The organism is Trichormus variabilis 0441 (genome assembly GCF_009856605.1).
Lineage (GTDB): Bacteria > Cyanobacteriota > Cyanobacteriia > Cyanobacteriales > Nostocaceae > Trichormus > Trichormus variabilis.
Genome location: NZ_CP047242.1, coordinates 282,945 through 297,712, shown reverse-complemented (window position 1 = coordinate 297,712; position 14,768 = coordinate 282,945). Strand labels below are relative to the sequence as shown.

Annotated in this window: 10 protein-coding genes; 9 read left to right on the top strand and 1 reads right to left on the bottom strand. The window is 41.7% G+C overall.

Annotated features, from left to right (window positions below; all coding sequences use genetic code 11):
* Positions 1 to 46: 46 nt before the first annotated feature.
* Positions 47 to 1,081 carry a pyruvate dehydrogenase (acetyl-transferring) E1 component subunit alpha gene (gene pdhA / locus GSQ19_RS01070; protein ID WP_010996861.1) on the bottom strand — a complete coding sequence of 345 codons (1,035 nt, stop codon included), beginning with the start codon at positions 1,079 to 1,081 and terminating at the stop codon, positions 47 to 49.
* Positions 1,082 to 1,962: 881 nt separating this feature from the next.
* On the opposite strand from pdhA, the gene GSQ19_RS01065 reads away from it, so the two are divergent.
* The 9 genes from GSQ19_RS01065 (at position 1,963) to GSQ19_RS01025 (ending at position 14,739) form a co-directional block, all read left to right on the top strand.
* Positions 1,963 to 4,359, top strand: a complete 2,397-nt coding sequence (locus tag GSQ19_RS01065) for an IMS domain-containing protein (RefSeq protein WP_011320955.1) — start codon at positions 1,963 to 1,965, stop codon at positions 4,357 to 4,359.
* Between the two features lie 165 nt (positions 4,360 to 4,524).
* Positions 4,525 to 5,514 (top strand): AEC family transporter, encoded by a 990-nt coding sequence (locus tag GSQ19_RS01060; RefSeq protein ID WP_011320954.1) that lies wholly within the window; start codon positions 4,525 to 4,527, stop codon positions 5,512 to 5,514.
* A 390-nt stretch (positions 5,515 to 5,904) separates the two neighbouring features.
* Positions 5,905 to 7,155 (top strand): DUF4912 domain-containing protein, encoded by a 1,251-nt coding sequence (locus GSQ19_RS01055; protein ID WP_011320953.1) that lies wholly within the window; start codon positions 5,905 to 5,907, stop codon positions 7,153 to 7,155.
* A gap of 125 nt (positions 7,156 to 7,280) precedes the next feature.
* The gene (locus tag GSQ19_RS01050) at positions 7,281 to 8,213 is read left to right on the top strand and encodes a phosphodiester glycosidase family protein (RefSeq protein ID WP_011320952.1); all 933 of its coding nucleotides are present in this window, start codon (positions 7,281 to 7,283) and stop codon (positions 8,211 to 8,213) included.
* Between the two features lie 10 nt (positions 8,214 to 8,223).
* Complete coding sequence (locus GSQ19_RS01045) at positions 8,224 to 9,021, top strand: Rpn family recombination-promoting nuclease/putative transposase (protein WP_011320951.1); 798 nt, start codon at positions 8,224 to 8,226, stop codon at positions 9,019 to 9,021.
* A gap of 54 nt (positions 9,022 to 9,075) precedes the next feature.
* The gene (locus GSQ19_RS01040) at positions 9,076 to 9,645 is read left to right on the top strand and encodes a hypothetical protein (RefSeq protein WP_011320950.1); all 570 of its coding nucleotides are present in this window, start codon (positions 9,076 to 9,078) and stop codon (positions 9,643 to 9,645) included.
* A gap of 25 nt (positions 9,646 to 9,670) precedes the next feature.
* A complete protein-coding gene (locus GSQ19_RS01035) occupies positions 9,671 to 10,057 on the top strand; it encodes a C6orf136 family protein (protein ID WP_011320949.1) in 387 nt (128 codons plus the stop codon).
* Positions 10,058 to 10,451: 394 nt separating this feature from the next.
* A complete protein-coding gene (locus GSQ19_RS01030; protein WP_011320948.1) occupies positions 10,452 to 11,639 on the top strand; it encodes a TRC40/GET3/ArsA family transport-energizing ATPase in 1,188 nt (395 codons plus the stop codon).
* A 337-nt stretch (positions 11,640 to 11,976) separates the two neighbouring features.
* Positions 11,977 to 14,739, top strand: coding sequence for a GAF domain-containing protein (locus GSQ19_RS01025; protein WP_011320947.1), 2,763 nt, complete (start codon positions 11,977 to 11,979; stop codon positions 14,737 to 14,739).
* Positions 14,740 to 14,768 lie beyond the last annotated feature (29 nt).

Genomic DNA, 14,768 nt, shown 5'->3' with positions numbered 1-14,768 from the left:
GAATATATAATTCCTACTCCCTCATCCCCAATCCCCAGTCCTCAATTTATTCGTCTTCTGCGAAGACAAAGCGATACAATTCGCTAGGGTCTGGTTCAGGACTACTTTCCGCGAACTTCACCGCGTCGTCAATCACGTCCTGAATCTTGCGCTCGATGGCTTTGAGTTCTGCCTCATCTGCCAAGTTCTGCTCTATCAGATAAGCTGCTAGCTTCTTAATTGGGTCACGGGAAAACCAAAATTCTTTCTCAGCTTTACTACGCATTTCGTCTGGGTCTGCCAAGGAGTGACCACGGAAACGGTAGGTTAGGGCTTCTATTAAAGTCGGGCCTTCACCCGCACGCGCACGGGCTACAGCTTCTTGAGCCACTGCACGCACCGCCAGCACATCCATACCATCTACTTCTACGCCAACCATGTTAAAGACGCTGGCTTTTTTGTAAATCTCTGGGTCAGAAGTTGCCCGGTCGTGAGCCATACCAATAGCCCACTTATTATTTTCTACCACGAAAATAATTGGCAGTTTCCACAAAGCAGCCATATTGAGAGTTTCAAAGAACTGCCCGTTGTTAGCAGCGCCATCACCGAAGAAGCAAGCTGTTACTTGGTCGGCGTTGGGGTCTCCCAAAACTTCGCGGCGGTATTTACTTTGAAAAGCTGCACCAGCTGCTACAGGAATTCCTTCCGCTACGAAAGCATAACCACCTAACAAACCATGTTCGGCGGAAAACATGTGCATGGAACCGCCGCGCCCTTTGCTGCAACCTGTGGCTTTGCCAAATAACTCTGCCATGACTTCTCTAGCAGGGACTCCAGCACTCAAAGCATGAACGTGGTCGCGGTAAGTACTGCTAACAAAGTCTTCCCCTGGTCGCATCGCTTGAATGACACCAGTAGACACTGCCTCTTGTCCGTTGTACAAGTGGACAAAACCAAACATTTTGCCCCTGTAGTACATTTCGGCACATTTGTCTTCAAAAAAACGCCCCAAAGTCATGTCTTCGTATAAAAGCAATCCTTCTTCTTTGGTGATTTTGGCGTTGGCGGTATTAAATTTAGGTATTGTGCGTTCTTGAACCATTATTTTTTAGTATTCCTGTCTAAAATCGAAATTTACCATTTTAAATAGGTTGTTTTCTGAGCAATTTTATTTTCCCCAGTAGGGTTTACTAGAGTGAACAACCAACATTTTCTACACCACAAAGAGTTAGGGGAAATAGTAGAGAGTAAATGGGAAAATTTTGTGTTTATGGGACATTTATCTGGGAATATCTCACTGTAACAACAATATTCTTTTTCTCAGTCTGACTCATCCCTATTTCAGTTCATAGACTATCACCCAGAATAGCTCGGTTTCTGCATACCGATGAACAATTTCCAGGAAATTAAGAGTGACGACTCCTCAATGTATATGAGGATTCAGTTTTGATTTTCCTTCGTGTAAAGTGGTGTAGCCATACTGATTTCCGTAGTTAGAAGACAGAGGAGAAGGGAAATTAAGATGTAGGAAATTTTTCTACCCAGGCTATGCCAATAGTGATTACATCGGATACCTATATTTGTGTAGTTGCCATAAAAATATAGTTATGATATTATCTTGTTCTTTCTGTTATCCGCATCTACCATTAACAATGGTGCATATTTACCCCCTTAATCAGAAGATTTTCTGATACAGGATTAATTGTACCTATGTGTAAGCACAACATTCGTCATCAAAAACAATGATTCTTATGTTGGTTTTACAGTAATTTAATTATTGATAACAGTTATTTTCAGCAGAAATACTAAGAATTAAGACAAAACATCAACATTTCCTAGCCAAGGAATAAAATATGACACAAATTTTTGGGAAGATACAAAAGTAATTGTTGCAATATACACTTATAGTGTAAGTTCACCACGGTATTATTCACCGTACGATTATGGCACGGTTTTACAAGCCTGGAATGGTCTAGGTGAATTATGTTGATCACGGTGCAGGGGAAGTACGCTGTGCGAATTCCGCTAGATTACTACCGAATTTTAGGGCTACCGTTAGCGGCAAGTGATGAACAACTGCGACAAGCATACAGCGATCGCATTGTCCAATTGCCGCGACGGGAATATTCTCAAGCAGCCATTGCTTCCCGTAAACAACTTATAGAAGAAGCTTACGTGGTTTTATCAGATCCAAAGGAACGCAGCAGTTATGACCAGCTGTATCTTGCTCACGCCTACGACCCAGACAACGCGGCTACGACCAAAGTGGCAGTGGAAAATCGTGGGGACAGCAACAATGGTCATTTCGATGTCCAAAGCCTAAGCATCGAAATTTCCTCCGAGGAATTAATTGGTGCTTTATTAATTTTGCAAGAGTTGGGAGAGTATGAACTCGTACTCAAGCTAGGTCGTAATTACTTAGGTAATCAAAACGGCACAGCGTCCACCAGAAATGGCAATCATCGCACACCTGAAGAATTTCTCGATGGTTCTGAACGTCCAGATATTCTCCTAACTGTTGCTTTGGCATCATTAGAATTAGGCCGGGAACAATGGCAACAAGGCCACTATGAAAACGCTGCTGTGTCTTTAGAAACTGGTCAAGAAGTGTTGTTTAGTGAAGGCATCTTCCCCAGCGTCCAGGCAGAAATTCAGGCTGATCTTTACAAATTGCGCCCTTATAGAATTTTAGAATTACTTGCCTTACCCCAAGAAAAAACCATTGAACGCCACCAAGGGCTGGATCTATTACAAAGCATCTTAGACGATCGCGGTGGCATTGATGGTACAGGCAATGATCAATCAGGCCTAAACATTGATGACTTCCTACGATTCATCCAGCAATTACGCCATCATTTAACAGTAGCTGAACAACATAAGTTGTTTGATGGTGAAAGTAAGCGCCCTTCGGCTGTGGCTACATACTTAGCTGTTTATGCTTCCATCGCCAGAGGATTCACCCAACGCCAGCCTGCTTTAATTCGTCATGCCAAGCAAATGCTGATGCGTTTGTCTAAGCGGCAAGATGTCCATTTAGAGCAGTCACTATGTGCGCTATTACTAGGGCAAACTGAAGAAGCCACACGAGTTTTAGAACTGAGCCAAGAATACGAAGCTTTAGCTTTAATTCGAGAAAAATCTCAAGATTCTCCCGATTTACTGCCTGGTTTGTGCTTATATGCCGAACAATGGCTGCAAAATGAAGTTTTTCCTCATTTCCGCGATTTGTCCAGACAGCAGGCTTCCCTGAAAGATTACTTTGCTAATCAACAAGTACAAGCGTACTTAGAAGCCTTGCCCAACGACGCGGAAACCACTAATGAATGGGCTGTAATTAATCGCCAATCTTTTTCCCAACCGAGCGCCAATTCTTACTCTGGAGGCACACCAGTCACCAAACGTACTCCAGGGAAGGCAAACAGGCCAGGAGATGCGTCTACAAGACAGATGCCGCAACGTAGTCATCCATCAGAAGTAAACCGACAATTTTATCAAAACAGAACTCCTGATCCCGAATTACCAGAAACCTCAAACCACAGAAGACCAGAGTCTTCACATTTTACAACCGCTAGAGAAAATATATCGCCCACAGCTGCTTACACTGACAATTATCCACCAGAGATCCCAGTGGGACGCGCCAGCAGACCTGTTCAGCCGGGGGTAAGTAGTTATACCCAATCGACCCCTCCACGGCAAACTCCTAAACGCAGAAGACGCAAGAAGCCACCGGAAGTTGTCAACAGAGGACACAGTATTCATCAGCAACACCAGCCTTCCCCTAGCACTCTAGGCCGGAAAACAAGATTACTTTGGATAGTCTTGGGTTCTTTAGGCGGGATATTAGTGTTCTGGCTGATAGTCTCAACGACTTTTGGCTGGTTAAAGAATGTACTCTTCCCAGCACCGTCTTTACAAGGTGAGCAATTATCGATTCAGCTTAGTCAACCACCTTTAGAGATTCCTGACAAAAATGCCCAGATACAAGTCCCAGAGGAGGGTCTTACAGAAGAAACAGCAAAGAAAATCATTGAAAATTGGTTAGCTACCAAAGCTGGTGCTTTAGGGGCTGAACATAAAATAGAGAGTTTAAACGAGATTTTAACTGGTTCAGCTCTATCTCAATGGCGATTAATTGCCTTGCAAGATAAAGCCGATAATCGTCACCGAGAGTACAGTCATAGTGTCAAGGTAGACTCCATCAGTAAATCTGACATAGATCCCAATCGTGCAAGTGTGGGGGCTACAGTCAGAGAGTTGACCCAATTTTATGAGAATGGGCAAAAAGGGAAGTCTTCTGACGAAAGATTGCGAGTGCGCTATGAATTGATTCGACAAGATGATATTTGGCGGATTCAGAGGATGTCAGCCGCTATAAATTAACTATGAATTTTTATATCTAAATCAACTAAACTCAAGTTGTTTGTCTCTAGTGACAATTGGTAGTTCGGAATGAAGAAAGTCAGGTTTATCTGGGTTTTGGCATTTTGAGTTGACCCAAGACGCGTACTTGAGACTAATGACTTTGCTTAATCCCTATGATGATTCATGACAGAAACTTTGTTTCAGGCTTATACACCCCTGATTCTGTGGATAGGTTTGGGTTTATTGATATTTAGATTTTTACCTACGTGGTTACCGCAATTCTTAGGTCGTGGTCTTTACTGGGTAGGAGTACCGTTGGAACTAGTGGCCTTGGCTCGTAAAGGTAGTCAGAATGAACTTGGTGGTGCTGGGAGTACTCCCATACTAGCATCATTAATTACCTTTTTGGCATTACTGCTGGGCTTAGTGGCCGCGTTGCTGGTGTGGTGGGGATGGCAACAAATCTCGCCTCATTTGTTTCAGCCTGACTTGAGTGAGTCGGTTTCTCGTCCTTGGCTGGACTCTTCCACTAAAGGTAGTTTTCTGCTGGCGGCTGTTTTAGGAAATACTGGTTTTGTGGGTTTGGCGATCGCACCATTTTTAATTCACGCTGATAGTCTGAATTGGGTTGTTCTCTTCAGTATTACCCACAATGTTATCGGCCCCTACGGTATAGGTGTATTAATCGCCAGCTACTTCAGCCATACCAAGTCTAATAATCGCTGGTGGATGCAGCTGTGGGATCTGCTGACTGTACCGCCTCTATGGGCGTTTCTCATTGGGACTCTCACCCAATCAATAAAGTTACCGGACTTTGTGGAATCGGGATTACAAGGTTCTGTTGATATTGTCATTGCTTGCGCTTTTCTCTTGACTGGTATTCGCTTGGCTCAATTACAAAGATGGCAAAGTTTCCAACTGGCACTGATCCCCACTGTGTTGAGGGTTGTGATTACACCCTTACTGGTAGGTTTAGTGACAACTGTATTTCTGGGTTTGTCAGGCGATCGCCGTTTAGCAATGGTGTTAATGTCGGGGATGCCCTCAGCCTTCGCTGGTCTCATTTTGGCGGAGGAGTACAATCTCAACCGTGATTTAATCGCCAGTAGCATCATGCTCTCAACTCTTCTATTACTGCTGATCCTGCCCTTGTGGATTCAAGTTTTTGGGTGAGTCCGGTATATTGTTATGAAATCTTGACATAAAATCGGGATCACCGGAGCAAATATCAGAATTTCATGACAATATGATCCCCTCAAAGCTAATAAGTTCGTAAATTAGGTAAAAAAGCCTGTTGACACCCCTTGATCCCAGTCAAGAGTTAGTAGTTAATATTTAGTTAACAAACTTAATAAATTGACTCCTCCAATCCTAAAGTGCTGATTTTGGCACAAGTAAGGAGTTGAAAGGGAGTGTCCCCTCTTTTAACAAAAGACTAAAAACACACACTTAGCAAAACCAGGAGTCAGGAATAAGAAATTCATCTGGAAAGGATGATCTTTTATCAAGCATTCTATAACCAGGGGAAATCATTTACCTTTCAAACTACTGGAGGCCAAACAAATGGCGAAAGAACGCCCACCGCTAGAAGAGATGACATTAAGGCAACTACGAAGAGTTGCCAGCGAATTCAGCATCTCTCGCTACAGCCGAATGCGTAAATCACAACTGCTGGCAGCAATTCAAGAAGTCCAGCGAAATAAAGCTTTGCTTAACCCATCTCGTTCACTGGAGGCACAGGAAACCGTGGAAGCCGCGAAATTTGAATTAGGACAAGAAGATCGTACTGGTGGCTCTCTGGCTGATGTTGATGAAGGACTAGCAGACCTACCTGGTGGTTATGGTGACAGCCGGATTGTCCTTCTACCACGCGATCCTCAGTGGGCTTATGCTTACTGGGATATTCCTAACGATCATAAAGAAGAGTTGCGCCGCCAAGGGGGACAACAACTAGCCCTGCGGATTTACGACGTTACCGACGTTGATCTAGATTACCAAAGCCCCCACAGCATCCAAGAATATCCTGCGGATGAACTAGCAAGAGAATGGTACATACCCATCCCTGTGAGCGATCGCGATTATGTACTCGATATCGGTTATCGTGCAGTAGATGGTCGCTGGTTAGTCTTAGCTCGTTCCGCCCGTGTCCACATTCCCCCAGTCTATCCTTCTGACTGGATTGAAGATGTGTTCATCAGCGTCAACTTTGAAGAAGACTTACGCGGTAAGACACTGTACGAATTGGTTCCCCCAGCGAAGAAAGCGCCCACTGTGGCTGCTGGTGCTAACGGCAGCAACCCCATCTACGACCACATCTTTGGCTTGGCAGAATCAGCCGAAGCTCAACGGGTTGCAGGCTCTCTGTTCGGTTCTCAGCAACACGTTGCTGGTTCCGTGCGTCCCGAACAAGCTATCAGTTCTTATATTTTCCCCTCTGGTGTAGGTATGTGGGCAGTTCCCACCTCCTCCGGCTTAAATATGTCCGGCGTGGGAATGTCCGGTGTCGGCTTCTCCGCTTCCGCCATCCCAGTACGTCCTCGCCAATTCTGGTTAATTGCTGATGCTGAGTTAATTGTTTACGGTGCAACCGAACCCGATGCTACTGTGACAATTGGCGGCCGTCCCATCAAACTGAATCCAGATGGTACATTCCGCTTCCAGATGTCCTTCCAAGATGGCTTAATCGACTATCCTATTTTGGCTGTGGCGGCTGATGGTGAGCAAACACGCTCAATTCACATGAAGTTTAACCGTGAAACCCCATCTCGCAACACCAACACCAAAGAAGAAGCTGTTGTAGAATGGCTCTCTTAAGAAGGTAGGAGACAAAAGGCAAAGGAATTTTAAGATGATATTAAGCCTTTAAAGTCTATTTAGTCACAATTGAAATTTTGAATTATTAACCGCTATAGTCATGCTGTAGCGGATTTTTATTTTATATGTATCTGAAAAAATTAATTGCTTTATCTATATTCATCAGTGCTATCAACTTATTGTCAGGTTGTAAAAAAATTGATGCTAGTTCAGCACCAAAAGCTGCAAAAGTTTGTCCTGGGGAAGATACTCAATTTAGTATGGAATTTTTTCAGACAAACAATCGAGGTGAAAAGTTTGCTAAAGGTATTAATCATGTGATTATTTTCAATCCCAGATCAGCCGCCTTAGATTTTAAAGTTAACCTTGGTTTATCTCATCAGTTATATACGAAAGATGCTAGGGGGAAAATTCGCCGAGAATATATCCCAAAACAATTTAATGAACTAATTTCTGATAGCAACTCTATATTAAATGGACAAAGACCTATAGCAGCAATTAACGCCGATTATATAGATCCTGAAAATAAACCCCAAGGTTTAAATATTTCTCGTGGAGTGGAGTATTCAGGAGATTTTAAAAATAAACGTTCTTCTTTTGGCATTTCTGGCGGTAAACCACAGGAACGGAAAGCGACAATCCAAGCGGGAAGGAGAAACATTAATATCTTGAATTACAACTTAGTAGGCGGTAACGGGAGATTTTATCGTCAGGGTAAATTTAAAGATATTTGTCAAGATTTGGGTGAATTTGCCTGTAAACAAGCCACAAATCGTTCTATGGCAGCTATTACCAGTAAGGGTTATGTCATTTTATTAGTAAATGATGTTAAAGCTAACTCTAATATTGAAGTAAATTCTACTAATCAAGAGTTAACACCAGATAAGTTTGATGATGTTTTAGAAGGTATTGCCCGCCAGAACTGTTTAGGGAAGATACAAGAGGGAATTTTATTTGATGGTGGGATGTCACCCGGATTATATTACAACAAGAAAATTTATGTAGAAAATCCTGGCCCTATTGGTTCAGTATTTTTAATTTATAAGAACTCAAATTAAGTCTTGAATCGTGAAAACTGATACCATCTTCTACAGCCTATTTCAAGCATTTCCCAACATCTTCTTTGAACTGATTAACCAGTCTCCACAAGAAGCAAGTATCTACGAATTTACCTCGCGCGAAGTTAAACAATTGGCTTTTCGTCTGGATGGCTTATTTTTACCAAAAATTAACGACTCCACCAAACCATTTTATATAGTTGAAGTCCAGTTTCAACCAGATGATGATTTTTACTACCGTTTGTTTGCAGAACTATTCCTCTACTTAAAACAATACAAACCTCCCTATCCTTGGCAAGTGGTGGTAATTTATCCTAGTCGTGGCATCGAAAGACAGCAGACTATACATTTTGATGAAATTCTTGTACTCAACAGAGTCAAACGCATTTACTTAGATGAGCTAGGAGAAGTAGCAGAAACTTCCTTGGGCGTTGGAGTTGTTAAGCTAGTAATTGAAACTGAAGACACTGCACCAGTATTAGCAAGACAGTTGATAGCACAAGCAAAGCAGCAGCTAACGGATGTAACCGCTAAACGTGACCTCATCAACTTAATTGAGACAATCATCGTCTACAAATTACCGCAAAAAAGTCGCGAGGAGATAGAAGCTATGTTGGGTTTAAACGAACTGAAACAAAGCCGAGTTTATCAAGAAGCTTTAGAAGAAGGGAAACAGGAAGGGAAACAGGAAGCTAAATTAGAAACGATACCTCGTATGGTACAGTTTGGTTTGAGTGTAGAAGCGATCGCTCAATTATTAGATTTACCACTAGAAGTTGTCCAGCAAGCAGTACAACCAATAAGCTGATGCGCCTTTGTACGCGAAAGCGGTACGCTAGAGGCTAAAGCTCAAAAAAAGACCATGACACCTGAAGTAATTGCCCAAACTCTGGCAGAATTATTCAGTACAGCAGATGTACAAGCGATCGCACCTGGATCGTGGCAAGTAGATACATCTACATTTAGACTGTTGGTATTGTTGTCGGAAGATAGCAGTTGGTTGCGAGTTTTACTACCAATTGTGCCATTGCAAGAAGCCCAAGCATTTTTAGCACAGTTTTTGGAAGCCAACTTTGATGATACTCAAGAAGTTCGTTATGCCTTGTATGATGGGGTGATTTGGGCAGTATACCAACACAATAGCAGTACTTTGACCCAAGATGACTTGAGTAGTGCGATCGCTAGACTTATTTCCTTATATGAAGCAGGTTTAAATGATGTCTTCAATCGTCTGATCGAAAGTCGCATCCGGCAAATTGTGCAAGCAGCAAAACAGCAAGGACAATCTCTGGAAGGCACAATGCAAAACCTAGAAAGGTTTTACGCAGAAGGATTGTTAGGAGAAATTAACCAAACTGTAGACTCAAGAGAAGAAGTTTTAGCGGCTTGGAAGCGTCAGTTAGAACGGCTGTGGAATGAAGTAAATAGCTAGATAATTGTTAATTGGTAATTGGTGAATGAAAATTATTGAAATTCTTAAGCAGGACTATCAGCGATTTCCCGTGAATCAAACTTACAGCATTTATGCGGAAGACGTTTATTTTCAAGACCCACTAAATAAATTTCGTGGTATTACACGTTATAAGCAAATGATTAATTTCATGCAAACTTGGTTTTTAAATATCAAAATGGATTTGCATGATATTCAACATTTAGAAGACAAAATCAAAACCGAATGGACACTGAGTTGGAATACTCCCCTACCTTGGAAGCCACGTATTTCCATCTCTGGTTGGAGTGAACTAGGTCTTAACTGTGAGGGTTTAATCGTTTCTCACATTGATTATTGGCAATGTTCACCTTTAGATGTCATCAAACAACACTTCTTTCAGGTAAATAATTAGTAATACTGTTTCTTGATGCAGCTTGCCTGGCGTAGCCATAGATGCACTTTATTCTGTACTGTAGAGACGTTGCATACAACGTCTGTACATCATTTATTTGGCGCGACTTCATAGACGATTGGTATAAGATTTGCCTTCCAATAAATAATTCATACCTATTACTCATTACTCACTACCAAGCCTTGATGAACGCGAACATTTTCCGTAGGGTTTTGGTACTTCCCGTGAAAAGTCAGCCTCCCCTGTGGGTGAGCTAAATTACTCATCACCCATCAATACCCAATGATTTCTTGACAGTAAACCCACTCAAACTGCACTTAATTCCCTGCAAACCATCGATAATAGAGATAACGTAAATAAATGTAAACAATTCTCAGGCAGGGCATAATCATCCATGCGAGTAATTTTGATGACAGGGAAAGGCGGCGTAGGTAAAACCTCGGTGGCTGCTGCAACTGGGCTGCGGTGTGCAGAATTAGGCTATCGGACACTGGTTTTGAGTACAGACCCCGCTCACTCATTAGCAGACAGTTTTGACATGGAACTAGGCCACGCACCAAAACAAATCCGTCCCAACTTGTGGGGTGCAGAACTAGATGCACTGCAAGAACTAGAAGGAAACTGGGGTGCAGTGAAGCGCTACATTACCCAAGTTTTGCAAGCTAGGGGTTTAGATGGAGTGCAAGCGGAAGAATTAGCCATCCTACCAGGCATGGATGAGATTTTTGGCTTAGTGAGAATGAAGCGCCACTATGATGAAGGTGATTTTGATGTATTAATTATCGACTCTGCACCCACCGGTACAGCATTGCGCCTCTTGAGTTTACCAGAAGTGGGCGGCTGGTATATGCGGCGTTTTTACAAACCATTCCAAAATATCTCAGTTGCGCTGCGTCCATTGGTTGAACCTATTTTTAAACCAATTGCTGGGTTTTCCTTACCAGATAGAGAGGTGATGGATGCCCCTTATGAGTTTTATGAACAAATTGAAGCTCTGGAAAAAGTACTAACAGATAATACGCAAACTTCTGTACGTCTTGTTACTAACCCAGAGAAGATGGTAATCAAAGAGTCTTTACGCGCTCACGCTTATTTAAGCTTGTACAATGTTGCCACAGATTTAGTTGTGGCTAATCGCATTATCCCTGCCCAAGTGCAAGATCCATTCTTCCAACGCTGGAAACAAAATCAGGAAGAGTATCGTCAAGAAATCCATGAGAATTTCCACCCTTTACCAGTGAAAGAAGTGCCACTTTTTTCCGAAGAAATGTGTGGACTAGCGGCTTTAGAACGCCTAAAAGAAACCTTGTATAAAGATGAAGATCCCACTCAGGTATATTACAAAGAAACGACTGTAAGAGTAGTGCAAGAAAATAACCAATACAGTTTGGAATTGTATTTACCTGGGATTCCCAAAAACCAAGTTCAACTCAGTAAAACTGGAGATGAATTAAACATCACCATTGGTAATCATCGCCGCAATCTAGTGCTACCACAAGCTTTGGCAGCGTTGCAACCATCAGGAGCAAAGATGGAAGATGATTATTTAAAAATCCGCTTTGCTGATAACGCCAAAGTTTAATTGGTTGAGAGATAAAAGCAACCAAAATCCCGAAGATAACCTAAATTATGCCTGAGAAAAGACACGCTTAACTTCGTGTCTTTTCTATTTTAAATTCTAATTAGTATGTCAGTAATTAAGAAATAGTTATTCAGCTTAGAATTGCTTTTTTCTTTGCCTTGTCTTAATAAACTATGTGAATTTCCGAGGATAAATATTTATATAAAGAACAAGTAATTTTATTAATTAGATTCTGACCGTAATCTTACTGTAGACAATGTAATATTTAAAATTTAAAAATACTTTTATATTTGTTAATAATATCGTGATTTTCCTGAACTTAATTTAAAGAAAAGCAATGTCACCGATCGCTAAACCAAATTCTCAGGTTAGTCTCAATCAGGAAAGTGTAGTACGTCGTATTACGGCTCGGATTCGTCAATCTTTAGAGTTGGAGGATATCATCACAGCGACAACAGCAGAGGTACGCACTTTATTGGGAACTGACCGAGTGATGATGTATAAATTCCATGCAGATGGAAGCGGTCAGGTTATTGCTGAGTCAATTTATGAAAATCGTCTACCCTCATTGCTGGGGTTGAATTTTCCGGCTGATGATATTCCACCCCACGCAAGGGAACTTTTGGTCAAGTCTAAAGTACGTTCCATAGTTAATGTTACTACGGGGATGATTGGTCAAAGCCCTGTGCATAACTTAGAAACGGGGGAATTAATTTCAGAAGACATTTGTTACCGTCCTGTAGACCCTTGTCATTTGGAATACTTAACAGCGATGGGTGTGAAATCTTCGGTAGTCGCGCCTATTTTTCACCAAGATGAACTGTGGGGGCTGTTGGTATCTCATCATTCCGAAAACCGGACGGTTTCAGAGGATGAGTTGGAAGCCATGCAGATGATTGTAGATCAACTTGCAGTAGCGATCGCCCAAAGTCATCTCCTGACCCAAGCCAGAAAAAAAGCCCAAAAAGAAGCCATCATTAACCGCATTATTACCCTACTGCACTCATTACCCACGATTGTCTTACAGCCGACTTTAGAAGCAGCAGTTGCTGCTTTTGATGGTGTTGGCGGTAGGCTGTGTTTAAGAAATCAAGCTGTTGAGTCACAACACGTTGCTTCTCGGAGTTTAGCGGAGTGTTTAATTCCAGGTAATAACTGCGTCCAACTTTATACCTGTGGACAACAACCTATCACCCCAGAACAAACTATCTATCCGCTCATTGAACAGTATAGGGTCTGGCAGGAACATTACACATCGCATCATGATATCTGGGCGATCGCTGATATTTATCAAGATCCTACCTTGCGTAGTTTGCAAGCCGTTTTTCAAACAACTAAAATTCGCAGCATTTTAATCATTCCCTTAGAATATCGTCAGCAGTTACTGGGTTATTTAACTATCTTCCGCAATGAGATAGATACCGAAACTCTCTGGGCCGGACACATTGATCAGGATCAGAGGCAAATGTTCCCCCGTGTATCATTTAATTTATGGCGTGATGCCAAAAAGTCACAAGCTCAACAATGGACAAGCGAAGAGATTGAACTAGCTAAAGAAATCGGTCAACACTTTGCCTCAGCTATTCAGCAGTATGAACTCTACCAACAAGTACAAGCCTTTAACGAAAACTTAGAAAAACAAGTGCAGAAACGCACTCTTGAACTACGCCATACATCAGAACAACAACAAGCAGTGTTTGGTGTAATTTCTAAGATTCGTGAATCGCTAGATACTAACACTATTTTTCAAATAACTACTAAAGAAGCTTGTCAATTAATTAAAGCAGATCGGGTTTCCGTGTATCGCTTTGACGATGAATGGGGAGGCGAATTTGTGGGTGATTTTGAAGCCACTAGCCTTCACTGGTCAAATGAATCAAGCATAAGTATTAATACTGTCTGGAATGACACTTACTTACAAAACACACAAGGAGGACGCTATCGCTACAATGAAACATTTGCCGTAGATGACATCTATAAGGTGGGGTTTACTCAATGTCATGTTGAAAATCTAGAGCAATTTCAAATTTATGCTTTTGTCTTGGCTCCTATCTTTGTTGGTCAGAAACTCTGGGGTTTACTAGCAACTTATCAACATTCTGGCCCCCGTCAGTGGAAACCTTCAGAAGTGAACTTCCTGACTCAAATTGCTGCCCAACTAGGAGTAGCGCTACAACAAGCTGAACTACTCAATCAAACCCAGCAACAGGCTCAAAAGTTAACTCAAACACTGCACCATTTACAACAAACCCAAACTCAACTCATCCAAACAGAAAAAATGTCTTCATTGGGTCAATTAGTAGCAGGTGTAGCTCATGAAATTAATAATCCAGTGAACTTTATTTATGGAAATCTCAGCCATGTAAGTGAATATGCTCAGAATTTACTCACGATGCTGGAACTTTATCAGCAAGAATTACCCAACCCTAGTGCAGCAATTCTAGAACAGGCAGACGAAATCGATCTAGAGTTTTTAGCTGAAGATTTACCCAAAACTCTCTCCTCTATGCAAATTGGTGTCGAGCGCATCCGCCAAATTGTCATGTCTTTACGGACTTTCTCTCGCCTTGATGAAGCAGAAATGAAAGCCGTAAATATTCATGAGGGTATTGATAGTACCTTGTTAATTTTGCAACACCGCTTGAAAGCCAAGCCGGAAACTGCGGGGATTAAACTTACCAAAAAATACGCTGATATTCCCTTGGTAGAATGCTACGCCGGACAGATGAATCAAGTATTTATGAATGTTTTGAGTAATGCTATCGATGCTCTAGAAGATTATAAGGAGGCACAATCAAAAAATCATCATGGTGAAATTATTATTTTTACTAGCTTTGGTCAAATCAGGGACAACATTCAAAGTGTAGTCATTCGGATTGTGGATAATGGCCCTGGCATACCAGAAGATTTGAGACTCAGAATATGCGATCCGTTCTTTACTACAAAGCCAGTCGGTAAGGGTACAGGTTTGGGTTTATCTATTAGTTATAAAATTGTAGTAGAAAAACATGGTGGGGTTTTTAAATGTGATTCTCAACTAGGTTCAGGTACAGAATTTTGGATTGAAATTCCGATTCAGCAGGTTAATAATAATTGGTGATTGGTAATTGGTCAATTCTTAGGTATGAA